General features: G+C 67.5%; 20 protein-coding genes. 4 read left to right on the forward strand and 16 right to left on the reverse strand.

Annotated features, from left to right (window positions below):
* Both PHP91_RS02090 and PHP91_RS02095 read right to left on the reverse strand, forming a co-directional pair.
* Positions 1-247, reverse strand: a 247-nt coding sequence (locus PHP91_RS02090) for a hypothetical protein (protein WP_300136141.1), incomplete at its 3' end; no start/stop codon positions are given.
* A gap of 145 nt (positions 248-392) precedes the next feature.
* Entirely contained in the window at positions 393-1,574 is a 1,182-nt protein-coding gene (locus PHP91_RS02095; RefSeq protein ID WP_300136144.1) for an SGNH/GDSL hydrolase family protein, read from the reverse strand.
* A 192-nt stretch (positions 1,575-1,766) separates the two neighbouring features.
* Between PHP91_RS02095 and PHP91_RS02100 the strand changes: the two genes are divergently transcribed.
* From PHP91_RS02100 to pstA, 3 genes are all read left to right on the forward strand, one after another.
* Complete coding sequence (locus PHP91_RS02100) at positions 1,767-2,810, forward strand: PstS family phosphate ABC transporter substrate-binding protein (RefSeq protein ID WP_300136147.1); 1,044 nt, start codon at positions 1,767-1,769, stop codon at positions 2,808-2,810.
* A 63-nt stretch (positions 2,811-2,873) separates the two neighbouring features.
* On the forward strand, positions 2,874-4,103 hold the full coding sequence (gene pstC, locus PHP91_RS02105; protein WP_300136150.1) for a phosphate ABC transporter permease subunit PstC: 1,230 nt from the start codon (positions 2,874-2,876) through the stop codon (positions 4,101-4,103).
* Between the two features lie 9 nt (positions 4,104-4,112).
* A complete protein-coding gene (pstA, locus tag PHP91_RS02110) occupies positions 4,113-5,273 on the forward strand; it encodes a phosphate ABC transporter permease PstA (RefSeq protein ID WP_300136153.1) in 1,161 nt (386 codons plus the stop codon).
* Between the two features lie 403 nt (positions 5,274-5,676).
* Here pstA and PHP91_RS02115 read toward each other — a convergent pair whose 3' ends face one another.
* Entirely contained in the window at positions 5,677-8,091 is a 2,415-nt protein-coding gene (locus tag PHP91_RS02115; protein WP_300136156.1) for a methyl-accepting chemotaxis protein, read from the reverse strand.
* A gap of 199 nt (positions 8,092-8,290) precedes the next feature.
* On the opposite strand from PHP91_RS02115, the gene PHP91_RS02120 reads away from it, so the two are divergent.
* Positions 8,291-9,130: a PstS family phosphate ABC transporter substrate-binding protein gene (locus tag PHP91_RS02120; RefSeq protein ID WP_300136159.1), complete on the forward strand. Its 840-nt coding sequence runs from the start codon at positions 8,291-8,293 to the stop codon at positions 9,128-9,130.
* A gap of 33 nt (positions 9,131-9,163) precedes the next feature.
* On the opposite strand, the gene PHP91_RS02125 is transcribed toward PHP91_RS02120, so the two are convergent.
* The 13 genes from PHP91_RS02125 to pheA form a co-directional block, all read right to left on the reverse strand.
* A complete protein-coding gene (locus PHP91_RS02125; protein ID WP_300136162.1) occupies positions 9,164-9,952 on the reverse strand; it encodes a hypothetical protein in 789 nt (262 codons plus the stop codon).
* Positions 9,953-9,961: 9 nt separating this feature from the next.
* On the reverse strand, positions 9,962-11,941 hold the full coding sequence (locus tag PHP91_RS02130) for a DEAD/DEAH box helicase (RefSeq protein WP_300136164.1): 1,980 nt from the start codon (positions 11,939-11,941) through the stop codon (positions 9,962-9,964).
* Between the two features lie 117 nt (positions 11,942-12,058).
* Positions 12,059-14,704 carry a DNA polymerase I gene (gene polA / locus PHP91_RS02135; RefSeq protein WP_300136166.1) on the reverse strand — a complete coding sequence of 882 codons (2,646 nt, stop codon included), beginning with the start codon at positions 14,702-14,704 and terminating at the stop codon, positions 12,059-12,061.
* 176 nt (positions 14,705-14,880) lie between these two features.
* The gene (gene trpA, locus PHP91_RS02140) at positions 14,881-15,642 is read right to left on the reverse strand and encodes a tryptophan synthase subunit alpha (protein WP_300136168.1); all 762 of its coding nucleotides are present in this window, start codon (positions 15,640-15,642) and stop codon (positions 14,881-14,883) included.
* A gap of 11 nt (positions 15,643-15,653) precedes the next feature.
* Complete coding sequence (trpB, locus tag PHP91_RS02145; RefSeq protein ID WP_300136171.1) at positions 15,654-16,814, reverse strand: tryptophan synthase subunit beta; 1,161 nt, start codon at positions 16,812-16,814, stop codon at positions 15,654-15,656.
* 72 nt (positions 16,815-16,886) lie between these two features.
* Entirely contained in the window at positions 16,887-17,513 is a 627-nt protein-coding gene (locus tag PHP91_RS02150; RefSeq protein WP_300136174.1) for a phosphoribosylanthranilate isomerase, read from the reverse strand.
* 2 nt (positions 17,514-17,515) lie between these two features.
* Complete coding sequence (locus PHP91_RS02155; RefSeq protein WP_300136177.1) at positions 17,516-18,286, reverse strand: indole-3-glycerol-phosphate synthase; 771 nt, start codon at positions 18,284-18,286, stop codon at positions 17,516-17,518.
* Positions 18,276-19,283 carry an anthranilate phosphoribosyltransferase gene (gene trpD / locus PHP91_RS02160; RefSeq protein WP_300136179.1) on the reverse strand — a complete coding sequence of 336 codons (1,008 nt, stop codon included), beginning with the start codon at positions 19,281-19,283 and terminating at the stop codon, positions 18,276-18,278. Before trpD ends, PHP91_RS02155 begins: the two co-directional genes overlap by 11 nt.
* A complete protein-coding gene (locus PHP91_RS02165) occupies positions 19,280-19,861 on the reverse strand; it encodes an aminodeoxychorismate/anthranilate synthase component II (protein WP_300136180.1) in 582 nt (193 codons plus the stop codon). Before PHP91_RS02165 ends, trpD begins: the two co-directional genes overlap by 4 nt.
* Positions 19,842-21,299 carry an anthranilate synthase component I family protein gene (locus PHP91_RS02170; protein WP_300136181.1) on the reverse strand — a complete coding sequence of 486 codons (1,458 nt, stop codon included), beginning with the start codon at positions 21,297-21,299 and terminating at the stop codon, positions 19,842-19,844. Before PHP91_RS02170 ends, PHP91_RS02165 begins: the two co-directional genes overlap by 20 nt.
* A 224-nt stretch (positions 21,300-21,523) precedes the next feature.
* The gene (locus PHP91_RS02175; protein ID WP_300136182.1) at positions 21,524-22,312 is read right to left on the reverse strand and encodes a prephenate dehydrogenase/arogenate dehydrogenase family protein; all 789 of its coding nucleotides are present in this window, start codon (positions 22,310-22,312) and stop codon (positions 21,524-21,526) included.
* A gap of 13 nt (positions 22,313-22,325) precedes the next feature.
* On the reverse strand, positions 22,326-23,672 hold the full coding sequence (gene aroA, locus PHP91_RS02180; RefSeq protein ID WP_300136183.1) for a 3-phosphoshikimate 1-carboxyvinyltransferase: 1,347 nt from the start codon (positions 23,670-23,672) through the stop codon (positions 22,326-22,328).
* Positions 23,669-24,772, reverse strand: coding sequence for a prephenate dehydratase (pheA, locus tag PHP91_RS02185; protein ID WP_300136184.1), 1,104 nt, complete (start codon positions 24,770-24,772; stop codon positions 23,669-23,671). The genes aroA and pheA overlap by 4 nt, the downstream gene beginning before the upstream one ends.
* Between the last annotated feature and the right edge of the window lie 5 nt (positions 24,773-24,777).

Consider the following 24,777-nt stretch of genomic DNA (forward strand, 5'->3'; position numbering starts at 1 on the left):
TGATGCCCTCGGCCCGGAAATCGCGGGAGGCCGCGCCCGACCCGGCAATGAGGGCCGGGGTGGCGGTGTCGCGCTCCTTGCCCAGGCGCAGGGATACGTGGCTGGCCAGGGTGGCGGCGTGCTGGGCGCGCAGGTCGGCGGCGATGGTGTCGGCCCGATAGAGGTAATAGCCGATGCAGGCGGCCACCAGCAGGGCGATCAGCAGGCTGATGCGCAGGATCAGGAAATGACGGAAAGAAGCGGACATGAAAGGACTCCAAGGGAGAAGAATCTTCCGGAAGGAGGTTGGAAGGCCGATGCAAGCATGTAACAAACGCCACCGGGGTATGCCCCGTGGCGCGAATAGCAACACGTTTGGTCCGATTTGTCCAGTGGGGCCGGGGGGCGGTGGCCTATGGGGCTGTGACGAATCGGCGAATTTCGTCGATGCGTTCCAGGTAGGTCTCGCGGTAGAGGGGGCCGTTGGCCGTGAAGGCCTCGGCCACGGCGCTGTGGACGTCGCACCAGGCCGCCAGGTCCGGGGTGGAGCGCAGCCTGCCGTAAGCCCGGATCATGTGCAGGGTGTTGTGGCAGACGGGCATGGCCCCGGCCGCCTCCCGCAGCAAGGGGGTGTGGTCCCGGCCGAGGTCCAGGAAGAAGGCGGCCACGGCCTCGGCCGCGCGGTAGTTGGACCCGGAGGCGAGCCCGGCCCGCAGGGCGTCGTCGCCCGGCCGGCGGAGCCTCGGCGGCCGCCGCCACTCGGGGCGCGCGATCTCTTCTTTATTATAAGAAATGGCCCCGGTGCGCAGGAAGTCCTCCACCTTGTCCGCCAGCCGGTCGGGCAGGGGCCCGGCGTGCTCGATGTCGCGCCGGGCGTGCAGGCCGGTCACCGCGCCGTCCGTCCGGGTCAGCTCGATCTTGAGGAAAGGGCACAGGGCCTCGATGCGCGGCGCGGGGTCGTCGGCCCACAGGCCGCCGAAGACCCGGTCCATGTCCAGGACGTGGACCCCGTTCAGCTCGGCCGACCACCGGGCCAGCACGGTCGGGGCCTCGCGGTGGAGCCCGTCCCAGCCCCGGAGGTAGGAGAACGGGTCCGGCCCGAAGGCTGGGTGGGGGCTCAGCCGGTTCAGGACCAGGATGGGCGAGGCGGGAAAGTCCGCCCGGACCCGTGCGAGCCATCGGCCGAACCGTTTCAGATAGGTGGCGGGATTCGGCAAAAACATGTTACAGTGCTCCCGCGCCCAGGCCATGATCTCCGGCCGGTCGTTGAGCGCGCGCACGTTCATGTGAAAGGTGTACCCCTCCGCCTTGTGGGTGAAGAGCGGCTCGTTCTCGTGGTGGAGGTTCAGGACGATCAGCTCCGGCGCGGGGTCGTCCGGGCCAATGGGCGCGAACTGGTTCATGAGCTCGCGGCCGTCAAGGTAGTCGGCCAGGGGGGCCGTCCGCGCCAGTCCGGCCAGGGAGCCGGGCACGGAGCCGGGATGGCTGGGGTAGGTGAAGGGCGAGGCCTGCACCCGGTAGGCGCAGGCATGGCCGCGGTCGGCCAGGGAGCGGGCGAGGAATTCCGCCTGGCAGTTGCCCAGGAAATACAACATGCCCCTCCCTATCACGCTGGATCGACCGGCGTCCAGACCCGGGCGGAAACCAGCGCCCGGCAACGCTTTTCCGGCTGTTGTAACATGTAACGCAAGCGTAACAAACGGCTCATGGTGCTGTAACAGTGGTTATCTAGTGTCTGCTCAGCAAATTTGGATTTCCGTTTTTAACCATAGTTGAGGAGAAACCACATGCCCAAGTTCCTGAAAAATCTCATCGTCGCCGCCGCCGTCATCGCGTTCGGCGCCGGCATGGCCCAGGCCCGCGATCAGGTCAAGATCGTCGGTTCTTCCACCGTCTACCCGTTCTCCAGCTACGTTGCCGAAGAGCTGGGCGCGACCACCAAGTTCAAGTCCCCGGTGGTCGAGTCCACCGGTTCCGGCGGCGGCCACAAGCTGTTCGGCAACGGCGTCGGCCTCGACACCCCGGACATCACCAACTCGTCGCGCCGCATGAAGGCGAGCGAGTTCGAGAAGGACCAGAAGGCCGGGATCACCGAGATCACCGAGGCCCTGATCGGCTATGACGGCATCGCCATCGCCCAGAACGGCGCCAACCCGGACTTTTCCGTGACCAAGGACGAACTGGCCATGGCCGTTGCCGCCGACGTTCCCATGAACGGCAAGATGGTCAAGAACCCCTACAAGACCTGGGACCAGATCAATCCGGCCCTTCCCAAGCGGCCCATCCTGATCTACGGCCCGCCGACCTCCTCCGGCACCCGCGACGCCTTCGCCGAGATGGTGCTGGGCCACTTCGCCAACAAGAACAAGGACCTGTACAACCCCATCTCCCCCAGCAACAAGGCCGAGAAGTACGAGGCCGTGCGTGAGGACGGCGTGTACGTCCCGGCTGGCGAGAACGACAACCTCATCGTCCAGAAGCTGACCAAGGACAAGGACGCCTTCGGCATCTTCGGCTACTCCTACCTGGAAGAGAACTCCGACCGCATCAAGGGCGCCAAGATCGACGGCGTGTCCCCCGACCCTGCGACCATCGCCTCCGGCGAGTACCCGATCTCCCGCTCCCTGTACTTCTACGTCAAGAAGGCCCACCTGGATAAGGTCCCGGGCATGCGCGAGTACATCGAGCTCTTCATGTCCGAGAAGATGATCGGCTCCCGCGGCCTGCTCAAGCGCATCGGCCTGATCCCGCTGGCCGACGAGCTGCGCGCCAAGGTGCAGAAGGACGTGCTGTCCTACAAGAACCTGACCCTGGATGACCTCAAGAAGTAACAACAGACGCCTGAAAGAGGCCGGTCCGGCGGACCGGTCTCTTTCCGCGTTTATCCGACGGGGATGAACTTGGATACCGGAACCATATTTTTCTATCTCTTCTGCGGGGTCCTGCCCCTGGCGGTGGTGGCCTACTTCCTGGCCACGCGCAAGACCTTCTCGCCCTCCTTCAAGGGCCAGCAGATGCGCTCGACGCCCGGCAGCTACGGCTGGTACGCGGTGGTCTGGACCCTGTCCCCGGCCATGCTCGGGTCGCTGGTGGCCGCCCTGCTCAAGCTGACCGGCGTGGCCGACGTGCCGGGCGGCGCCTTGGTGGCCGCCGCCATCATCCTGGCCGCCGCCGGGCTCTCGGTGGGCGTGGCCACGGTCAAGCCGGGCCTGCGCGCCCGCCAGGTGGTGGAGCGGCTCATCGTCAAGATGCTCTTCGTCGCCTCCCTGGTCTCCATCTTCACCACGCTGGGCATCGTCCTGTCGGTGACCTTCGAGGCCATCAAGTTCTTCGACATGGTCAGCCTGTGGGATTTCATCACCGGCACCACCTGGAACCCGGACGAGGCGGTCCCCGGCCGGGGCACCTCGGGCGTGTTCGGCTCGGTCCCGCTTTTTGCAGGCACCTTCATGGTCACGGCCATCGCCATGCTCGTCGCCGTGCCCATCGGCCTGTTCTCGGCCATCTGCATGTCCGAGTACGCCTCCCCCGCCTTCCGCAAGGTGGCCAAGCCCGCCCTGGAGATCCTGGCGGGCATCCCCACGGTCGTGTACGGCTTTTTCGCCGCCATCACCGTCAGCCCTCTGGTGGTCCACGTGGCCGAATACTTCGGCCTGCAGGCGGACTTCACCAACGCGCTTTCCCCCGGCCTGGTCATGGGCGTGATGATCATCCCGCTCATCTCCTCGCTCTCGGACGACGTCATCAACTCCGTGCCCAACTCCCTGCGCGAGGGCGCGCTGGCCATGGGCGCGTATCGCTCCGAGACCATCAAGAACGTCATCCTGCCCGCGGCCCTGCCCGGCATCGTCTCCGCCTTCCTGCTGGCCGTGTCCCGCGCTGTTGGCGAGACCATGATCGTGGTCATGGCCGCCGGACTGCGGGCCAACCTGACCTGGAACCCCCTGGAGGGCATGACCACGGTCACCGTGCGCATCGTGGACGCCTTCACCGGCGACCAGGCCTTCGACAGCCCCGAGACCCTGTCCGCCTTCGGCCTGGGCCTCGTCCTCCTGGTGGTCACCCTTCTGCTCAACGTCATTTCGCTGGTGGTCATCCGCCGGTTCCGGCAACAGTACGAATAGGCGGTCGTCATGCAAGCACACGTCAGTCAGAACTACCTGAAGAAACGGGCGGGCCGCGACAAGCGGTTCATCGCCTTTTCCTACGCCGCCATTCTGCTCGCGGGCGCGTTCCTGGTTTTCTTCTTCGTTGACATCGTCCATTCCGCCTGGCCCGCCTTCGAACAGGCCGAGCTGCGCGTGGAGGTCAACTACAACGACCAGGCCCGCAAGATGGGCGACAACGCCCTGGACGAGAACGTCAGCTACCTGGTCAGCCGCGGCTTCACGCGCCTCATCCCGAACCTGCTGCGCGAGGACCCCTCCCTGCTCGGCACCTCCGAGGACAAGTGGGTCCTGGCCGACTCCGAGGTGGACCAGTACCTCAAGGGCAAGCCAAACCGGCTGCGCAAGGCCGAACGCCAGCTTGTGGACACCATGCGCGCCGAGGGCCGGGCCCGGCTCGCCTTCAACAAGGGGTTCTTCCTCAACGGAGACTCCAAGCTGCCGGAAATGGCCGGCATCTGGGCCGCCGCCGTGGGCTCGCTCTACGTGCTCATCATCACCCTGGCCTTCAGCTTCCCCCTGGGCGTGGCCACGGCCATCTACCTGGAGGAGTTCGCGCCGGACAACCGGCTCATGCAGGTCGTCGAGGTCAACATCAACAACCTGGCCGCCATCCCGTCCATCCTGTTCGGTCTGCTCGGCCTGTCCATCTTCATCAACTTCATGGGCGTGCCGCGTTCCAGCGCCCTGGTGGGCGGCCTGACCCTCTCGCTCATGACCCTGCCGGTCATCATCATCTCCACGCGCGCGGCCATCCTGGCCATTCCGGACTCCATCCGCGAGGGCGCGCTGGCCCTGGGGGCCACCCGCTGGCAGATGGTCATCACCAACATCCTCCCGCTTTCGCTGCCCGGCATCCTGACCGGCACCATCATCGGACTGGCGCGCGCCATTGGCGAGACCGCGCCGCTCATGATCGTCGGGATGATGGCGTATATTCCCGAGGCCCCGGACGGGTTCACCTCGGCGGCCACGGTTCTGCCCGCGCAGATATACACCTGGTCGTCGGATTCGATGCGGGCGTTCACCGAGCGGACCAGCGCGGGCATCATCGTCCTGCTGGCGGTGATGTTGCTGATGAATGGCGCGGCCATTTATCTGCGCAACAAGTATGAGACGAAATGGTAATTGATCGGCAGCTTGCCGATTGTTTTTGAGTGAAAAGCCCCCGCGCACGATGCGCGGGGGCTTTCCTGTTGGGGGAAAGGGGAGGGGATGGAAAGGCGAGCAGCAGCCTGGAAGTCCGGCCAGAGCCGGGGAAAGCGTTCAGTTTGAGAGTACAGTCTGCGTCTGGTCAAAAAGCAAGTCGCGCCTTCAGGGCGCGAAACCTCTGAAAAAGGTCCTGCCGGAGGCGGCTCCTTATCTGCCTTTCTCTTCTGCCTTTTCGCCTTTCATCTTTCGCTTTTCCGCAAGCAAGATGGGCGGCCACCTTCACGGCGGCCGCCCATCCCGAAAAAGCGCCCCTCCGTTACCGGCGGAGAGGCGTCCGGGACGGGAGGTGCGATCCAAAACCCGCCACGGAAAATCACAGCTAGCGTTGCATCCTCTCAATGGCGGCGCGCAACTCCTCGGCCAGCTCGTTCAGGTCGCCGATGGCCTTGGTCGACTCCTCCATGGAGTCGGCCGTCTCCCCGGCGATGCGGTTGACCGTCTCGGTGGCCTCGTTGATCTGCTCGCTGGTGGCCGACTGCTCGTCCGCCGAGGCCGCGATGCCCTGGACCTGCGTGGCCGCCTCGTCCGCCTTGGCCACGATGGCGGTCAGCGACTCGCCCGATTGCTCGATCATGGACCGGCATTCTTTCAGCGCCTGGTTCGCCTCGTCGCTGCTCTTGATGTTGCTGGCCGCGCTCTTCTGTATGGACTGGATGTAGTCGCCCACCTCGTGGGTGGCGGCCATGGTCTTTTCCGCCAGCTTGCGCACCTCGTCGGCAACCACGGCGAAACCGCGTCCGGCCTCGCCCGCGCGGGCGGCCTCGATGGCCGCATTGAGCGCCAGCAGGTTGGTCTGGTCCGCAATGTCCGTGATGACGCCCATGATGGCCCCTATGCCCTTGGCGTGGGCGTCCAGTTCGGCCATCTGGGCCCGGAGCCCCTCCGAGCGCTCGTGGACCAGGCGCATCATCTCCACGGACCGGCCCACGACCTCCGCGCCGGAGCGGGCCAGTTCGCTGGTCTCCCCGGACATCCTGGCCGTGGCCGTGGCGCTCTTGGCCACCTCCAGCACCGTGGCGTTCATCTGCTCCATGGCCGTGGACGCCTCCATGGCCCTGTCGCGCTGCTCCAGCGCGCCCTGGTTGGCGCTGCGAATCTTGTCGGCCAGTCCGCGCGCGGAGTCGGCCACTGCGCGGGCGATGGCGTTGGCGTCCCGGGCGGCCTCCTCGATAAGGGAGTTCTTGGCCTCCACGGCCTTCTTCTGGTTGCGCTCCTCGGTCAGGTCCACCCAGATGGTGATGGCCCCGATGAGCGCGTCGTCCAGGTCGTAGATGGGCGTGGAGACCACGTGCAGGGTCACGGTCATCCCGTCGATGTCGCGGGTGAGTTCTATCTCCCACTCCACCTGCTCCCGCTTCTTCATGGCCACCTCGCTCAGCGTCTTGCGCCGGGCGTCGTGGTACATGACCTCGTTGAGCGAAGTGGCCAGGTACTTTTCCGGGACCTTGCGCTTGCCGAGGATGGCCGTGGCGGCCTTGTTGATGTGGGTCAGCCGGTTTTCCAAGTCCACCACGGCGCAGGGGATGGTCACGCCGTCCAGCACGCCCCGGCTGAAGCCGAGCTGATTTTTCATCTCCGAGACCATGCGCTTGACCGAGGCCATGGTCCGGCCGATGGCGTCGCTGACCGGGTAGGCGAAATCGACGTCGAAATTTCCCTTGCTGACCTCGTCGGCCAGGGCGGCCAGGCGGTTCATGGGCGTGAGCAACTGGCGGCTGGTGAACCAGATGACCAGAATGGAAAGCAGGAGGGGCAGGACCGAACTGAGCAGGGCCGAGCGGACGATGTCGGCATCCACGCCCTTGAGCAGGGCCGAGGTGTGCAGGCTGGTGACGATGTAGGCGTCCCACGGCGCGAAACGGACCACGCTGGAGAGCGCGGAGTCCGTCCCGAGGTCGGTCTCGATGGTGCCGCCCGCCTTCTTGATGGCGGGGTCGGCAAGAACCTGGGCGGCCACTCTTGCGGCGGAGGCCGGGTCGCGCGGGGCCACAGGAAAGGCGCCGTCGGACTGGAGGACGTATGAATAGCCCTTGCCCGACACGCTCACCGAGCGGATGAACCCGGCGAATTCCTCGTCGATGACCGGCCGGGCCACCTCCATGGCCCCGATGACCTGGTCGTCGAAGTCGCGCACGGCCTCGTAGGCGGTGACGTACCACCGGCCGCCGATGGTGGCGATGCCCTCGTACCGCTCGCCTGCGAGGATGGCCTGGCCCGTCGGCGTGTCCGCGGTGAAGTAGAGTCCCCTGGCCGGTGCGCCGGAGGTGTCGGTCAGGCTGGTGGTGACGCGGATGAACCGGCCCTTGTCCAGTTGCAGGACCGAGGAGAGGACCCCGGCGGCGTTGGACATGGAGTCCACCAGCTCGTTTGATTCGTGCAGGTACTTGGCGCCCAGCTTGAAGGCGGGGATGGTCGCCTTTTCGCTCGCGCCGTCGGTCTGGTTGGTGAGGGTGAGGTCCACGTCGTAGAGCACCTCGAACATGGGCAGGCCGCCCACGCCCATGAGGGACTTGAAGATGTTCAGGTCCGAGAGGATCTTCTTGCGGGCCAGCCGGTCCTGCATGGCGACGGTGTCGCGCAGGGTGCGGGAGACGTTCTCCATGGCCGCAATGCCGCTTGCGCGAAACTCGCAGCGCGCCTTGACGAAGTTCACGCCCGCCATGCTGGCGATGGTCACCAGGACGATGATAGTGGAGGCCAGGAACAGTTTGTATTGAAATCCAAGGCGCTTCATGGCTGATTGGCAAGTCCGTATGGGTTGGGTGAATGATTGGCTAGTTCATTACATCAAAAGTACGGTTTCAAACTGAGTGCGCGCGTTACAGTATCGTTAAGAATGTGCAAGGAGAGGCGTTCCTCCGCCTCGGCCCGCTGAAAATGGGGTAGAGGGAGCGCGGCGGCGTCGGGCGGAGCGAACGATTTCAGGAGGGGATATGGGGAGGGGCTTGGTGAAGGCGGTGGTGTTGGCTGTGGCGCTGTGCATGGCGGTGCTTGGCCTGCCGGGCGATTGCCCTGTGGCGGGACGACCCGTGCGCCTGTCCGGTTCCACGACCATGGGGCCGCTCATGGCCCGGCTGATCCGCGCCTACCAGGAGCGGGAGCCGGACCGGCATTTCCTGCTGACGGGCAGCGGCTCGGCTGCCGGGGCGCGGGATCTCGCCCTGGGGCTGGCGGACGTGGCCCTGCTTTCGCGCGAGATGAACGACCCGGAGCGGGCGGTGTGCGCCCGAAACGGCGTAGAGCCCGAACGGTTCCTCCTGGCCCTGGACGGGCTGGTGCCCATCGTCCACCCGTCCAATCCCCTGGCGGGGGTGACGGCGGAGCAGCTCCGGGCCATCTACGAGGGCGAGCTGCGCAACTGGCGGGAGCTGGGCGGGCCCAGCCTCGCCGTGGTTCCCCTGGAGCGCGGCGACGAGTCCGGCTCACACGACATCTGGTTCCGGATGGTCCTGGGCGCGGCGGGCGAAGCGGCGGGGCTGCGCCGCCTTGATTCCAACGAGGCCATGGTCCGGGCGGTGTGCGCCGGACCGGGGGCCATCGGCTACGTGGGCATGGGGTTCGTGGACGGCTCGGTCAAGGCGCTGCCGCTCGACGGGCGCACGGCCACGGTCCGGTCCGTGCTGGACGGTTCCTATCCCGCGTCGCGCACCCTCAACTTCTACATTGCCGGGGACGCCACGCAGCCGGTGCGCGCCTTCGTGGATTTCGTGCTGAGTTCACAGGGGCGGCGCATCGTGGTCGAGAGCGGGTTCGTGCCCCATGACCGGCCCTGACGAACCGGCTCCGGGTCCGCGCCCGGCCGTTCCCTACGCGTATTTTTCCCTGATGCGGCGAAAGAGGCCGGGCTTGCGGTCGTACTGGTGGACGATCACCGCCCGCTGGCCCGCTTCGTTGAGCGCGAAGCCTTCGGCGTCGAGGCGCGGCTCGCCTTCGGTGTAGCCCAGGGTGAGGATCGGGCCCGCGTTGTCCGTGAGGGTGACCGGGCCCAAGGCTCCTGTGTGGACGAGGACGTTGTGCACGCCCTGGTCGAACCCGGCCATGCGTTCGCCCCCGGTGAAGGGGGCCATCTTTTCGGTCAGGGCGTCGAGGTAGGCGAGGACGGCCCCGGCGCCGCCAACGGTGGTGCCGGAGCAGAGAATGGGCCGGTCCGCCACCCTGGCCAGGGCGTCGTCGCCCAGGTGGAGGCGGACCCAGCGGCTGTTGTGCGGACAGGTCCCGATGGTCATGCGCCGGTCCTCCACGGCGCAGGTCAGCCCCTCGGCCCAGGCCGGGGCGAAGGGGTCGGACTGGAAGACCACGTCGCGCACGTCGGTGAGCAGGACTCGGGCCGGGGGTTCGCTTTGGGCGCGCAGATAGTCGCGGTAGAGGAAGTGGCGCAGGGCGTTGCAGGACATGCCGTCCGGCGCGGCGTCGGCCCTCAGGGGCAGCAGGGCGACGTGGTGGTCGGCCATGCGCGCCAGGTCCCGGGTGGTTTCGGAGACGAACAGGACGCAACGCCCCGAAAATCCGCTCCCGTCAAGGGAGCGGAGAAAGGGGCGCACGTCACCGTAGTGGTATCCGGCGGCCGTGCCGAGGATCAGGTCGCGGGCGGCCACGTCCCGCGGCTAGCGGCGTCTTCTGCGCGGGCGGCGGCGCCGGGACTGGGGACGGTCCTCCCCGTCCTCCGGCTCGTCCGCGCCGTAGTCCACGTCCTCGTCCAGGAACAGGGCTGCGCTCCGGCTGACGGGCTCGTCGGCCTCGGGCCTGGCCTTGCGGGGCTGCCGGGAGCGTTCGGTCTTCTCCGGCCGAGCCGATTCGGTCCGCTCGGCCGGTTCGGACGATTTGGTCCGCTCGGAGGCTTCGGCCTGGCGGGACGGTTCGCCGTCGGGCGATTCGGACCGGTCGGGCCGCCTGCGCGAGCGGGACCGCTTCCGCTTTTCCGGGCGGTCCTGCGCCTCGGCGTTGTCGGCCCGCTGCGGGGCTTCCCGGCGTTCGGGCTCCTCGGCGGCCTCGTTGAAGGTCTCCCCGGGGGCTTCTTTGGCGGTTTCGGCCGCGCGTTCGCGTTGGCGGGCGTCGCGCACCGGAGGATCATCGCGGCGCGGTTCGTCGTCACGGTCGCGGCCCTCGCCGCCCCTGCGCCCGCGCGAGCGGCGGCCGCGCTTGGACCGTTCGGGCCGGTCCTCCTGGGAGGACTGGCGGGACGGCTGCGGACGGGCGGGCGCATCCGCCGGGGCGGAGGCGGGCTTGCCGTGCAGGGTGTTCTGGTAAATCTCGTCCAGGAGCATGGCGATGAGCCCCAGGGAGTCCTCGTGCTGGGCGTATTCCCTGGCCAGGCCCACGAACCGGGAGGCGCGCTCCCGCTCCAGGTTGGTCATCTTGCGGAATTTCGTCTCCAGCAGGGCGGTGAGCCGCTCCTTGATGATGGCGGCCACGTCCTCGTCCGTGGGGTCCTTGATCTCTTCGAAATGAATCTTGAACCGGGTTGCGATGCGCTCCAGCTCGATCCGCTGGATGACGTCCACCAGGGTGATGGCCGTGCCGGAGGCCCCGGCGCGACCCGTGCGTCCGGCGCGGTGCACGTATGACTCCGGGTCCTCGGGCGGCTCCATCATGAAGACGTGGGACAGCTCCGGGATGTCGATGCCGCGCGCGGCCACATCGGTGGCCACCAGGAAGCGGAGCTTGCCCTCCTTGATCCGGGACATGAGCTGCTCGCGCTTGGCCTGGGTCAGGTCCGAGGTCAGCCCTTCGGCGTCGAACCCGAACTGGGAGAGCAGGGCGGCGGTGAACTCCACGTTGCGCTTGGTGTTGGAGAAGATGACGGCCGAGGTGGGGTTCTCCAGCTCGATGAGTTTGATGAGCTTGCGCTCCTTTCCCATGGCCGGGACCTGCACGAACTGGTGGGTGATGGCCGTGATGTTGCCCTCTTCCGAGGAGAGGCTGAGGAACGCGGGCTTGACCATGAACTCCTCGGCCAGGCGCAGCACGGACTGCGGGAAGGTGGCCGAGAACATGTAGGAGCCGTCCAGGCGCTTCGGCAGGTAGCGCTTCACCTCCACCATGTCGGGGTAGAAGCCCACGGAGAGCATGCGGTCGGCCTCGTCGAAGATGACCACGCGCAGCTTGTCGAGGGAGAGGTTGCGGCGCATCAGGTGGTCCAGGATGCGGCCGGGGGTGCCGACCACGAACTGCGCGCCCTCGCGGAAGGCGTCCAACTGCTCCTTGTAGCCCACGCCGCCGTAGACGGCAACGATGCCGAATTCGTCGCCCATCAGGGTCTGGGCGTCCTGGGCGACCTGCTTGGCCAGCTCGCGCGTGGGGACCATGACCAGGGCCTGGCACTCGGGCCGGGACGGGTCCAGTTTTTCGATGAGGGGGAGGACGTAGGCCCCGGTCTTGCCGGAGCCGGTGCGGGCCTGGACCATGACGTCGCGGTCGGCGAGCAGTTGGGGCAGGGCCTTTTCCTGCACGGGCATGAGGGACTGCCAGCCGGCCCGTTCGCAGGCGGCCTTGAGCGCCTCGGGCAGCTCCTCGAATTTGATCGAGGGAAATTCTTCGCCTGCGGCCGTTTCGCCGGTCGGATCGATGCGTGTTTCGTTTTCCATGGATACTCTTGTGATTGAAAGTGGTTCCCGGCGTTTTCCGTCGTTTGCCCGGCCGGGGTGAATCGTTGAAGACGAGCTATTCTATACTTTCTCCGCCATTAGCACAATGGGCCGCGATCAGTGGGCGTCCGCCCAGGTCCGGCCGGTTCCCATGTCCACCTTGAGGGGCACGTCGAGCCGCTCGGCGGCCTGCATGATGGCCGTGAGCCGCGCCCCGGCGGCCCCGATGTTTTCGGCCGGCGCCTCGACGATCAGTTCGTCGTGCACCTGGAGCAGCAGGCGCGCGCCCAGGGCGCGCAGCTCCGGGTCGCGGTGGGCCGCCACCATGGCCTTCTTGATGATGTCCGCTGCCGTGCCCTGGATGACCGTGTTCACGGCCTGGCGGCGCGCCTCGGACGCGACCATGTTGTTGGTGGAGTGCAGCTCGGGCAGCAGGCGGCGGCGTCCGGCCAGGGTGGTGACGAAGCCGTGCTCCTGGGCGTCGCGGACCACGCCTTCGTAGTATCCCTTGAGGGTGGACAGCTTCTCGAAGTAGCGGGCCGTGAACTCCTTGGCCTCGTTCTGGGTGATGGAGAGTTCGCGGGCGAGCTTCTGCACGCCCATGCCGTAGATCAGGCCGAAGTTGATGGTCTTGGCGTTGCGCCGCTCGCCGGGCGTGACGTCCTGCGGGGCCTTGTCCGTGAGCAGGGCGGCGGTGCGGGTGTGGATGTCCTCGTCGTGCAGGAAGGCGTCGACGAGGGCCGGGTCCTTGGAGCAATGGGCCAGCACCCGCAGCTCGATCTGCGAATAGTCGGCCGCGGCCAGCATCATGCCCGGCCCGGCCGTGAAGCAGGCGCGCATGCGCGGCCCGTACACGCCCCGGATGGGGATGTTCTGCAAATTGGGCTGGGAGCTGGAGAGCCGCCCCGTGGCCGTGGCCAGTTGGTTGAAGTGGGTGTGCAGCCGCGAGTGCTCGTCCACCAGCTTGGGCAGGGGCTCCAGGTAGGTGGAGCGCAGCTTTTCCAGCATTCGGTATTCCAGGATCTCGCCGACGACGGGGTGGGCGTCGCGGATGTTCTCCAGGACCTGGTTGGCCGTGGAGCGCTGGCCAGTGGCCGTCTTGCCGCCCGCCTTGATGCCGAGCTTGTCGAAGAGGACCACGGCCAGTTGCTGGCTGGAGCGGATGTTGAACGCCTCGCCCGCGTGGCCGATGATGGTCCGGGTCAGTTCGTCGAGCTGGCCCGACACCTCGTCGAGGAACGACTTGAAGGCGTCCCGGTCGATGGTGATGCCCGCCTTTTCCATGGCCACCAGCACCGGGATGAGCGGGGTCTCCAGGTCGCGCATGAGCGGCCAGAGGTCCGCGCCCTCCACCTGGCCCCGGATGCCCGCGCGGTAGGCCAGGGCGGCCAGGCCCTGCGCCCTCGGGTGCAGGTCGTCGGCCAGCCCCGCGAACTCGGGCCGGGCGTCCTGGAACAGGGACTGGCGCAGGCGCGGCCAGGCGTAGTTGCGCGCCTCGGGGTCCAGCAGGTAGGCGGCCAGGCTGAGGTCGAACCACCGTGCCGGGGGAATGGCCCCCCAGCCGTCGTCGGCCCGGAGCAGGTCCTGCACCGAGGGCGTGGCGATGATGGCCGCCGCGCCCAGGGCCCGGACCAGGCCGTCCACGGGGCCGGTGTAACGGTATTCGGTCTTGTCCAGGCCGAGGTGGAAGGCGTCGTCCGCAAAGACCAGGCCGACTTCCCCGCCTTTTACGTCGGGCAGTCCGTCCGGCGCGGAAATCTCGGTCACGGGCAGGGGCTCGTCCTTTTCCTTGGCCGCCGAGGGCGGGGTGGCGAAAAGCGAGTGCTGCCGCGAGCCGCCAGCCGGTGCGGGTTTGGGCTCGACCCTCGGCGCGCCCGCCGGGGCCGGGCGGGGGACCATGCTCTTGATGCCGCGCAACTCGTATTCGTCCAGGAAGGCGTGCAAAGGGCCGTAGTGCGCCGGGGAGAGGCGGAAGGTGTCCAGGGTCATGGTGCAGCAGTCGGCCTTCATGCGCGTCAACTCGCGGTAGGTGAAGACGTTGTCCAGTTCGGGCTCCACCTTTTCGCGCAGCTTGTCCGGCAGTTTGCCGACGTTGGCGCGCAGGTCCTCCAGGGTGGGGCCGGTCTCGGCGAAAATCTTGCGGGCCGTGACCGGGCCGATCTTGGGGATGCCGGGGATGTTGTCGGCCGTGTCGCCGATGACGGCCTGGAAGTCGGGCCAGGTGGCGGGCTCCATGCCCTCGGCCTCGCGGAAGGACGCCAGGGTGTGGATGGTCTCGTTGCGGCCGTTCTGGCTGACCATGTAAACGTTTTTGTCCAGGCACTGCTTGAGGTCCTTGTCCGCCGCCAGGATGACCACGGGCCGCTCCCGCTTGAAGCGCGCGGCCAGCGAGCATATGCAGTCGTCCGCCTCCACGCCGTCGGAAACATACAGGGTGACGCCGGTCAGCTCCACGCCCTTCCTCACCGGCTCCACCTGCTGGGCCAGGGGCTCGGGCATGGGCGGCCGGTTGGCCTTGTACTGGTCGTAGAGGGCGTTGCGGAAGGTCGGGCCCTTGCCGTCCATGATGAAGCCGACGTGGGTCGGGTTCTCGTCGCGCAGCAGGTTCAGGAGCACGCGGAGCACGGTGTTGATGGCGTTGGTGGGGAACCCGTCGGATCGGGAGAGGTCGGCGCGGGCGTAGAATGCGCGGTAGAGCAGGGCGGTGCCGTCGATGAGATAGACGGGCTCTTCGGAAAGGTTCAGGCGTTCTTTGAGCGACATGGCGTGGTCCGGTTGCTGGTTTTCGGCCGGGGCCGGGGCGGGTGTTCCCCTGACTGTGTACGCGAGATGGCGGTCTTTTTGAAGGGGGCGTTCGCCCCCTTTCCCGGCAGGCGTGAAAAGGGGCGGGCCCGGCTTGCGGCTCCGCCCCCGTGGTTATTGCTTTTTCGTCATTTCCCCTATTCCCAGGGGGCCATGAACTCGGCGCTGGTTCCCCCGGCCTCGATGTGGCCGATCAGGGCGGAGCCGAACACGGCCGCGTCCATCAGCCCGGCGAATGGGGCCACCTGTTCCGGGCGCCTGATGCCGAAGCCGAGCGCGATGGGGATGTCGAAGACCTCGCGGGCCTCGGCCAGCTTCTCCTTGATGCGCGCGGGCAGGGCGTCGCGCTGGCCCGTGGTGCCCAGGACCGAGACGAAGTAGCAGAAGCCCTCCGCGCCGTCGGCGTAGAGCGCCATCCGCTCCCTGGTGGTGTTCAGCCCCACCAGGGGGACCAGGGAGACGCCGTGGGGTTTCAGCGCGTCCTTGACGAACCCGGACTCCTCATAGGGCATGTCCGCCACGATCAGGCCGGAGACGCCGCCCGCCTCGCAGTCGGCCGCGAACGTGTCCAGGCCGTACTGGTAGACCGGGTTGAGGTAGCCCATCAGCAGCAGGGCGGCCCTGAACCGGCCCTTGCGCGCCTTGAGGCCCTCGAATATCCAGGCCAGGTTGACGCCGTCGTCCAGGCACTTGAGGGACGCCCGCTCCACCACCGGGCCGTCGGCCACGGGGTCGGAGAAGGGCATGCCGATCTCGATGACCGCCGCGCCCGCCGCGTCGAGCTGCTCCAGCTCCTTCCAGAACCGCTCGCGGTCCGGGAATCCGGCGGGCAGGAACGGGATGAGCCCCATCTTTCCGCGGGCCCTGGCTTCATCAATCTTTATTTGCATGGGATTCATGGCGGTGTCTCCTAGAGGATCTGGTCGAGGATGCCGAGGTCCTTGTCCCCGCGTCCGGACAGGCAGATCAGCACGGATTTGCCCTGGAGCTCGTCCTTGTGCTCGATGGCGTAGGCCACGGCGTGGGAGGATTCCAGGGCGGGGATGATGCCTTCGCGCCGGGAGAGGACCTGGAAGGCGTTGAGGGCCTGGGCGTCGTTGATGGTGGTGTAGTCCACCCGGCCGATGGCCTGGAGGTGGGCGTGTTCCGGTCCGACGCCGGGGTAGTCCAGCCCGGCGGCCACGGAGTGGGAGGGCAGGATCTGGCCGTCCTTGGTCTGGAGCAGCTTGGTCAGCATACCGTGGAGCACGCCGTCGCTGCCCAGGTTGAGGGGCGCGGAGTTGTGGCAGCCCGGCTCGCCGGTGCCCGCCGCCTCCACGCCCACGATGCGCACGGACTGATCCGGCACGAAGTGGTGGAACATGCCGATGGCGTTGGAGCCTCCGCCTACGCAGGCCACGACCACGTCGGGCAGCCTGCCGTTGCGGTCCAGGAACTGCTGGCGCGCCTCCTTGGAGATGACCTGCTGGAACTCGCGCACCAGGGTCGGGAAGGGATGCGGCCCGGCGGCGGTGCCGAAGCAGTAGTGGGTGTTCTCCTGGTCCGCGATCCAGCGGCGGAGCGCCGCGTTGATGGCGTCCTTGAGGGTCCTGGTGCCGGACTCCACCGGGATGACCTCCGCGCCCATGAGGCGCATGCGGCCGACGTTGGGGGCCTGGCGCACCACGTCGGTGGCGCCCATGTAGACCACGCACTTCATGTCCAGCATCGCGGCGGCCACGGCCGTGGCCACGCCGTGCATGCCCGCGCCGGTCTCGGCCAGCAGCACCTGCTTGCCCATCATCTTGGCCAGCAGCCCCTGGCCCAGGGTGTTGTTGATCTTGTGCGCGCCCGAGTGGTTCAGGTCCTCGCGCTTGAGCCACAGGTCCAGCCCGAGGTCCCTTGAGAGGTGCGGGCAGTGGGTGATGATCGAGGGCCTGCCCACGTTCTCCCTCAGCATCTGGTCGAACCGCGTCCGGAACGCTTCGCTCGGCAGGATGGTTCGCATGGCCTCTTCGAGTTCTATGAGCGGCGGCATGAGCAGTTCGGGGATGAACTGGCCCCCGAAGTCGCCGAAGTATCCTTTCTTCATAGTGTTATCCTCGTCGGCCGCATCCGGCGCGGACGCCAGGCGTCCGGGCCGGATGCGGCCTCGCATTGTCGTTTATTCGCCCAGGGCGGCGATGCGGTCCATGACCGCCCGCAGCTTGGCGGCGTCCTTGACGCCCGGGGCCGATTCCACGCCGGAGTTGATGTCGAGTCCCGGCGGGTTCACGGCCAGGGCCGCGTCCAGGTTGTGCGGGCTCAGACCGCCAGCAAGGAACCAAGGTGTTTGTATTTCAATATGTTGCAACATGGCAAAATCAATCGATTCGCCGGTTCCCCCCTGGCCCTTGGCCCCTGCGTCGAGCAGGAAGTGGCCGCAGACCTCGGCGTAGCGCTCCATGTCGCGGAGCATGGCCTCGGGGGAGGGATACGTCTGCGGCCAGAAGGCCCGGATGACCCGGTCCGGCCCGATCTTCTCGCAGGCGTCGCAGTCGTGGCCGCCATGGAGCTGGGCCGCGTGCAGCTTGCAGCGGTCCATGATCTCGATGATCTCGTCGGCGGACTGCTTGACGAAGACCCCGACCTTGGTGACGCCGGTGTGCACCGAGGCCACGAAGTCCGGGTCCGCGTTGCGCGGGCTCGCCGGATGGAAGATGAACCCGATCAGGTCCACGCCGAGGTCCGCGCACAGCCGCACGTCCTCCATGCGGGTCATCCCGCAGACTTTGATCAGGGGTCTCGCCATGGTTACCTGCCCCCCGCGAGTTCGGCGAGCTTGGCGCCGGGGTCGTCGGCCTCCATCAGGCTGGTGCCGATGAGCACGGCGTCGAACCCGAGGGCGCCCATTTCCTCCACCTCGGCGCGGGTGTTCACGCCCGAGGCGCAAATCCAGAGCTCGCCTTCCTTCTTTTGGGGAATGAAGCGCCGGGCCTGGTCCAGGGCGACTTGCAGGGTGTCCAGGTCGCGGTTGTTGACCTGGATGATGTCCGCCCCTGCCTCGCGCGCGCGGTCCAGGTCAGCCTGGTCGAATATCTCGACCACCGGGGCCAGGCCGGGCAGGCGCGCGATTTCGATGAGCTGGCGCAGGTGGGCCGCGTCGTCGCACATGCGGGCGATGAGCAGCACGGCCGAGGCCGGGCTGGACGCGGTCATGGCCACCTGGAGCGGGTCGAGGATGAAGTCCTTGCGCAGCAGGGGGATGCCGGGGCCGTTCATCATGAACAGGAAGTCCGGCGTGCCTTTGAAGTAGACGTGTTCGGTGAGGACCGAGATGGCCGCCGCGCCGTTCTTGGCGTAGGCGTCGGCGTAGTCGAGGGGGTTCAGCTCCTCCTTGAAGACGCCCTTGCTCGGGCTGGCGGGCTTGAACTCGGCGATGACCGCGCCCGGCCCCTTGGCCCGGATGGCCTCGACGAAGGAGGGGCGCTCGCCCCGGTACATGGCCGGGATGCGGCCTTCGGCGAAGTCCTTGTGCAGGCTCTCGATTTCGAGCCGCTTCGCTTCCCTGAATTTATTGAGCATAGGGGATTCCTTTTTGCAGTCCCTGGTTCACGATGTCGCGGGCCAGGGCCGAACATTCGGCCATGGTCCCCCTGTCCAGCAGGTGGAGGCACCCTGCCAGATTGAGGGCCACCATGTCCATCATGGCCGCCGGGCCCTTGCCCGCCAGCACGGCGCGCAGTTTCTCCACCGCGTCCTCCTTGCCGGCGACGCGCACGTCCTCGGGCGCGTGCCTGGCGAAGCCCAGGGCCGCCGGGTCCACCACCGTCTTGTCCATGCGGCCGTCGCTGATGAAGTAGCCCCGGTTCATGCCCCAGGTGGTCAATTCGTCGAACCCGCCCGCGCCCGCGAAGATCAGGGCGCGCTTGACGCCGGTGAGCAGCAGGGTTTCGCCCATCAGGAAGAGCCGCTCCGGGTCGCCCACGCCGATGAGCTGGTGCGACGGTCGCACCGGGTTGAGCAGCGGGCCCATGAAGTTGAACAGGGTGCGGATGCCGAGCTGTCTGCGCACCGGCATGATGAACTTGAAGGCCGGGTGGTAGGCCGGGGCGAAGAGGAAGGCGAAGTGGTATTTCTCCAGGCCCGCGCGGGCTTCCTCGGCCGTCTGCTCCAGCGGGACGCCGAGCCCTTCCAGGGCGTCGGCCGAGCCGCAGGAGGAGGACAGGGCGCGGTTGCCGTGCTTGGCCACCATGACGCCCATGTCCGCCAGGAACAGGGACGTGGCCGTGGAGCAGTTGAAGGAGTGCTGGCCGTCGCCGCCCGTGCCCACGGTGTCGAAGATCGGGGTTTCGGGCGTGGCCTTGATGCCGGGGATGGTCCGGGCGTGGGACAGGCAGGCGCGCACGCCCGCGGCCAGGTCCGTGGAGTCCTCGCCCTTGCCGCGCAAGCCCATGAGGAAGGCCCCGGCCTGGGCCTCGGTCAGCTTGCCGGTCATCAGTTCTTCGAACATGAAGTCCGCCTGGTCGTCGGTCAGGGGGCGTTTCTGGGCCAGAATCTCGAGAATGTCGGCTATGGTCATGATGAGTATCCTTTCACGTTGAAGAAGTTCGCAAGCAGCTTGGGGCCGTCCGGGGTCAGGATGGACTCCGGGTGGAACTGGACGCCGAACCAGGGGCGGTCCTTGTATTGAAGCCCCATGACCTCGTCCTGGTCCGTGCGGGCCGTGACCTCGATGACGTCGGCTGCCTGCTCGGCCGGGACGATGAGCGAGTGGTAGCGGCAGACCTCGAAGGGCGAGGGGAGCCCGGCGAAGACGCCCTTGCCCTGGTGAAACACCGGGGAGGTCTTGCCGTGCATGATCCTGTCCGCCCGTCTCACCGGCGCGCCCGCGAAGTGGCCCAGGGCCTGGTGGCCCAGGCAGACGCCGAGGACGGGGATTTCCTTCGGCAGCCGGGCCAGGAACTCCAGGCAGTAGCCGGCGTTCTGCGGGTTGGAGGGGCCGGGGGAGAGGCAGACGCGGGCCAGCTTGCCGCTTGTCGCCAGTTCGAGCACCTCTTCGCGGTCGTTGCGGATGACCACGGGGTCCGCCCCGAGCTGCTGGAAGGCCTGCACCAGATTGAAGGTGAAGGAGTCGAAGTTATCGATCAGCAAAAACATCGGTCCCTCCCTTGCCCGAGATCACTTCCAGCAGGACGCGGGCCTTGTTGTTGCACTCGTTCCATTCGGTCTCCGGGTCGGAGTCGTAGACGACCCCGGCGCCGGCCTGCCACTGGCAGAGCCCGTCGCGAATCCACATGGAGCGGATGGTGATGCCCATGTCCAGGCTGACCTCGTCCTCGTCCAGGCCGATCCAGCCGATGCAGCCGCCGTAGGGGCCGCGATCCCGGGGCTCCAGGTGGGCGATGATCTCCATGGCCCGGATCTTGGGCGCGCCCGAGAGGGTCCCGGCCGGGAAGGTGGACTGGAGCACGTCGATGCCGTCCAGCCCGTCCTTCAGCTCCGCCTCCACGTAGGAGGTCAGGTGCATGACGTGGGAGAACCGCTCGACGTTCATGAACTTTTCGACCTTGACCGAGCCGGGCCTCGCGATGCGGCCCAGGTCGTTGCGGCCCAGGTCCACGAGCATGACGTGCTCGGCGCGCTCCTTGGGATCATTGAGCAGTTCCTCGGCCAGCCGCTTGTCCTCCTCGGCGGTCTCGCCCCTCCAGCGCGTTCCCGCGATGGGGCGGACCTCCAGGCGGCCGGCCGTGGAGCGGACCATCAGCTCGGGCGATGAGCCGAGCAGGACGGCCCCGCAGCTCCTGCCCATGGACGGGCAGGCCGGGAATTTCATGAAGAACATGAACGGGGAGGGGTTGGCTTGCCGCAGCCGCCGGTAGATCTTGAACGGCTCGTCGGGCAGGGGCACGGTGAACCGGGTGGAGGGCACCACCTGGATGCACTCGCCCTCGGCGATGAGCCGCTTGCACTCTTCGACCATGGCCATGTACTCGGCCTTGCCGGGGCGGGCCTTGGGCGTCCCTGCCTCGGGGGCGGTGAGGTCCATGCTCCACTGGACCGGGGCGGGCGCGGGAGCGGCTCCTTTGTCCAGGCCCAGGTAGCAGCAGGAATGGCGCAGGTGGTCGAAGAGGACCATCTGGCCGGGCAGGACCAGGCACGCCTCGGCGTTTTCGGGCTTGTAGACGTCCCGCAGCTTGCGCTCGAACATGCCCGCCACGCCGAAGCCGAAGTAGCCGTAAAGGCCGCGCGTCAGGCCGGGGAGCCCGTCGCGCGCGCCCAGTCCGACGGCTTCCTGCCGGATGTGGATGGTTTTGACGGCCTGCTTGACGCCGTCGAGGAAATCGAGGCCGGACAGCGCCTTCAGCGGAGCGAGGCGTTCATCGCCGGTCTCCACCACGAGCTTGCCGTCCACCGGGTGGAGCATCAGCCGGTAGTCCCAGGCGAGGAGGCTGTACCGCCCCAGGCGGCCGTCCACCTCGGCGGACTCCAGCAGGATGCCCGGCTGGTCGCCCACCAGCCCGAGGTACAGGCTGATGGTGGTCTGGACGTCGGCAGGCAACCATTTGCCATGCTGCGTCAACGTGATTCTTTCCATACGGATGATCCTTGGGTTGTGGCCTCCCCGCCTGCGGGGGGCCTTGTTTACCTATTAATGATAGGGCCGGGGGATGACCTCCCACCCTTTCTGCTTTTTCCGGTTCTCGGATTTCCTTCACGTGAATGGCATCTTTTTCACTCCTTACAAAAATGAAACCGCACCCTGGTCGGGGTGCGGCTCCGGTTGCAAACGTCGCGCAGTCCGGCTTTCGCCGCACCCCATCAATATGATTCGTTGCGCCACCACCACTGGGCCCGGTCGGCCAGCAGGTCGAGATCGCCGCCGGCGGCCAGGCTGAGGTAGGAGAGGAACTTGCGGTTGGTTTCCTGCAAAAACGGGTTCGCCTCGGCGATGACCTCGAACAGTTCGCTGTCCGTGGTCAGCATCTTGCGGGCGGAGTCGAGCCGCCGCCTGAAGGACGGGGTGACGAAATTCTCGATGTGCTCCACGTCGCGCGCGGCGGCCAGGAAGGCCACGGTGGAGGTGAAGTTGAGCCCCTGGATGATGGCCATGGCCCGGTCGTGCTCCTCGGCCGTGGTCTCGAAGCAGGTGTAGCCGCACGCCTCGAAGAGCGCGGCCACGCGGGCGGCCGCGCCCCGGTCGGACGGACGGCCCGCGGCCACGGCGACCCTGGGCGTGAACCCCTCGGGGATCACCGGGCCGAAGAGCGGGTGGGCGCCCACCACCGGGCCCGGGTGGCGGGCAAGCATGGCCTTCATGGGCAGGACCTTGACCGAGCCCACGTCGCAGAGCGCGGTCCGGTCCGAGAGGAGGGGGGCCATCTTGTCCAGCACCTGCTCCATGGCCGTGACCGGCACGCAGAGCAGCAGCAGGTCGCAGCCGTCCAGGGCCTCGGCCGCGTCCCGGTCCGAGCTGGCGCGGTCGAGCGGCGACACCGCGCAGCCGAGCGCGGAGAAGTCCTTCAGGAAGAGGCCTCCCATCTGTCCGCCCGCGCCCACGATGGCGATGTTGTGCAGGCCCGATTCGGCCGCGCGTGTTTCCATGTTCATCGGTTCGTCCGTTCTAGGCCTTGTCCGTGATCTTCTTCCATTCGTCCCAGAAGCCGGGGAATGATTTGCCGACACAGGCCGTGTTGTCAAGGTTGACGTCGATGTCCGCCAGTTCGAAAAGCGACAGGGACATGGCCATGCGGTGGTCGTTGTAGGCCCGGAAATCCACGGCCCTGCCGCGGTGCAGCCCGCCGGGCCGGATGGTCAGCGAGTCCGCGCCGATCTCGGTGGACGCCCCGGCGCGCGCCACCTCGGCGGCGCAGGCGGCCAGGCGGTCCGTCTCCTTGATGCGCAGGTGGGCCACGTTCTCGATGACCGTGGGCGTGGCCGCGAAGGCGGCGGCCGCCGCCACCGTGGGCACCAGGTCCGGGCAGCGGCCCATGTCCACGCGCACGCCCCGCAACGGACCGGGCGAGACCAGGATGCCGTCGAAGGTGACGTTGATGGACGCGCCCATCTGGGCGAGGATGTCCAGGATGGCCCGGTCGCCCTGGAGCGAGTCGGCGGCCAGCCCCTTGACCAGGACCGGGCGGTCGCCCACGGCCCCGGCCGCCAGGAAATAGCTGGCGTTGGACCAGTCTCCCTCGACCCGGTAGTCGGCCGGGCAGTAGCCCGTGGGCCGGACCACGAAGCGGGTCCGGCCGGGGTGGGCGGTCTTGAGCGAGCGCCAGGGCGCGGCGGCCCACTTGCCGTCGCGTTTGATCCGGACCTCGAACCCGGCCTTGAAATCCTCCATGATGCGCAGGGTCAGGGCCACGTAGGGCCAGGACACGGCCTTCTCGCCCGTGACGGAAATGGTCACCTCGTGGTCCGAGAGCGGCGCGCCCAGGAGCAGGCCCGAGAGGTACTGGCTGCTCTCCTCCAGGGTGATCTCCGCCTTCTTGCCCGCGTAGCCTGCGGCGGTCATGACGAAGGGCAGGAATCCCTTCTCGCCCTCGAAGGCGAACTTGGTCCCCAGTTTGGCCAGGGCGCCGGTCAGCTCGGCCATGGGCCGCTCGTGCATACGGTCCGCCCCGCGGACGCGGAAGGTCCCGCGCCCGGCGGCGGCCACGGCGGTCATCAACCGGCAGGTGGTGCCGGACTCGTGCATGAACAACTCGCGCGGGGGATCGTCCGGATGCTTGCCGTCCGCGTTGCCGCCCCTGGGGCCATCGGCCATGCCGGTGACCCTCAGCGCGCCGTCCGACTCCTCGATGACCGCGCCGCAGGCCGCGAGGCAGGCGCGGGTCCGGGCGATGTCGTCGGAGTCGAGCGCGCCCGAGACCACGGACGTGCCGCCCGCCAGCGCCGCCGCGATGAGGGTGCGGTGGGACAGGGACTTGCTGGCCGGGGCCGTTATGACGACGGGCTGCCTGCTCATGGCCGCTCCTCCTGGGTGGGGTAGGTGCCGAGCACGCGCAGGGTGTGGCACTGGTCGCGGATGTCTTCGAGCACGTCCTCGTACTTGTCGCCGCCCAGGTCGCACTCCAGGTCGGCGAAGAAGACGTATTTCCATTTCTCGCCCCGGAAGGGACGGGATTCGAGCTTGGTCAGGTTGATGGACTGGTGGGCCAGGGTGGTCAGGACCCGGGCCAGGGATCCCGGCCGGTCGGGCAGGGTGAAGAGGATGGTGGTCTTGTCCCGCCGGTCCTCGCGCGAGGGGGAGGCCCCGATGATGAAGAAGCGCGTCCAGTTGTCCGGCAGGTCCTCGATGGACTGGGCCAGGACGTTCATGGAGTGCATGTCCGCCAGCCTGACGTGGCCGATGACGGCGGCGGCCTTTTTGCCCGCCACGATGTCCGCGGCCTCGGCCGTGGATTCGGCCGCGATGGTCGGCACGTCGGGCAGGTGGGTGCGCAGCCACTGGCGGCATTGGCCGAGCGGCTGCGGGTGGGAGTAGATGACCTCCACGTCCTCGATCCGCTCCGCGTTGGAGATGAGGCAGTGGCTGATGCGCGAGAAGACCTCGGCCTGGATGTGGACCGTGTATTTCATGAAGAGGTCCACCACCTGGCCCACGGTGCCCTCGATGGAGTTTTCGAGCGGGATGACGCCCAGCTCCGCCCCTTCCTCGGCCACGGCGCGGAAGATTTCCTCGAAGTTGGACTTGGGGGTCAGCTCGGCCGCGCCGCCCATGTGCTCGATGGCCGCAAAGTAGGAGAAGGTGCCCTCGGGCCCGAGGTAGACCACGCGCTCCGGCCGCTGGAGGTGGCGCGAGGAGGACATGATCTCCCGGTAGATGGTGCGCAGGTGCTTGTCCGGCAGCGGGCCGGGACTCGACGCCGCGATCTTGTTCAGGACCTCCTGTTCTCGGAAGGGCATGAAGATGGGCTCGTGGTGGGCCGCCTTGTATCGGCCCACGCCCAGGCTCACCTCGGCGCGCTGGTTCAGCAGGCCGACGATCCGCTTGTCCAGGTCGTCGATGCGGTCGCGCAGCTCCCCGAGATCGGGGGTTTCGGTCTGTCCATTTTTGTCAGCCATGGTCG

This window comes from Pseudodesulfovibrio sp. (genome assembly GCF_028692895.1).
GTDB lineage: Bacteria > Desulfobacterota > Desulfovibrionia > Desulfovibrionales > Desulfovibrionaceae > Pseudodesulfovibrio.

What these genes read in the sequence shown, in the direction of transcription:
- PHP91_RS02095 (WP_300136144.1), bottom strand. Translation starts at nt 1,574, where the DNA reads ATGTTGTATTTCCTGGGCAACTGCCAGGCGGAATTCCTCGCCCGCTCC.
- PHP91_RS02100 (WP_300136147.1), top strand. Translation starts at nt 1,767, where the DNA reads ATGCCCAAGTTCCTGAAAAATCTCATCGTCGCCGCCGCCGTCATCGCG.
- pstC (WP_300136150.1), top strand. Translation starts at nt 2,874, where the DNA reads ATGAACTTGGATACCGGAACCATATTTTTCTATCTCTTCTGCGGGGTC.
- pstA (WP_300136153.1), top strand. Translation starts at nt 4,113, where the DNA reads ATGCAAGCACACGTCAGTCAGAACTACCTGAAGAAACGGGCGGGCCGC.
- PHP91_RS02115 (WP_300136156.1), bottom strand. Translation starts at nt 8,091, where the DNA reads ATGAAGCGCCTTGGATTTCAATACAAACTGTTCCTGGCCTCCACTATC.
- PHP91_RS02120 (WP_300136159.1), top strand. Translation starts at nt 8,291, where the DNA reads ATGGGGAGGGGCTTGGTGAAGGCGGTGGTGTTGGCTGTGGCGCTGTGC.
- PHP91_RS02130 (WP_300136164.1), bottom strand. Translation starts at nt 11,941, where the DNA reads ATGGAAAACGAAACACGCATCGATCCGACCGGCGAAACGGCCGCAGGC.
- polA (WP_300136166.1), bottom strand. Translation starts at nt 14,704, where the DNA reads ATGTCGCTCAAAGAACGCCTGAACCTTTCCGAAGAGCCCGTCTATCTC.
- trpA (WP_300136168.1), bottom strand. Translation starts at nt 15,642, where the DNA reads ATGAATCCCATGCAAATAAAGATTGATGAAGCCAGGGCCCGCGGAAAG.
- trpB (WP_300136171.1), bottom strand. Translation starts at nt 16,814, where the DNA reads ATGAAGAAAGGATACTTCGGCGACTTCGGGGGCCAGTTCATCCCCGAA.
- PHP91_RS02150 (WP_300136174.1), bottom strand. Translation starts at nt 17,513, where the DNA reads ATGGCGAGACCCCTGATCAAAGTCTGCGGGATGACCCGCATGGAGGAC.
- PHP91_RS02155 (WP_300136177.1), bottom strand. Translation starts at nt 18,286, where the DNA reads ATGCTCAATAAATTCAGGGAAGCGAAGCGGCTCGAAATCGAGAGCCTG.
- trpD (WP_300136179.1), bottom strand. Translation starts at nt 19,283, where the DNA reads ATGACCATAGCCGACATTCTCGAGATTCTGGCCCAGAAACGCCCCCTG.
- PHP91_RS02165 (WP_300136180.1), bottom strand. Translation starts at nt 19,861, where the DNA reads ATGTTTTTGCTGATCGATAACTTCGACTCCTTCACCTTCAATCTGGTG.
- PHP91_RS02170 (WP_300136181.1), bottom strand. Translation starts at nt 21,299, where the DNA reads ATGGAAAGAATCACGTTGACGCAGCATGGCAAATGGTTGCCTGCCGAC.
- PHP91_RS02175 (WP_300136182.1), bottom strand. Translation starts at nt 22,312, where the DNA reads ATGAACATGGAAACACGCGCGGCCGAATCGGGCCTGCACAACATCGCC.
- aroA (WP_300136183.1), bottom strand. Translation starts at nt 23,672, where the DNA reads ATGAGCAGGCAGCCCGTCGTCATAACGGCCCCGGCCAGCAAGTCCCTG.
- pheA (WP_300136184.1), bottom strand. Translation starts at nt 24,772, where the DNA reads ATGGCTGACAAAAATGGACAGACCGAAACCCCCGATCTCGGGGAGCTG.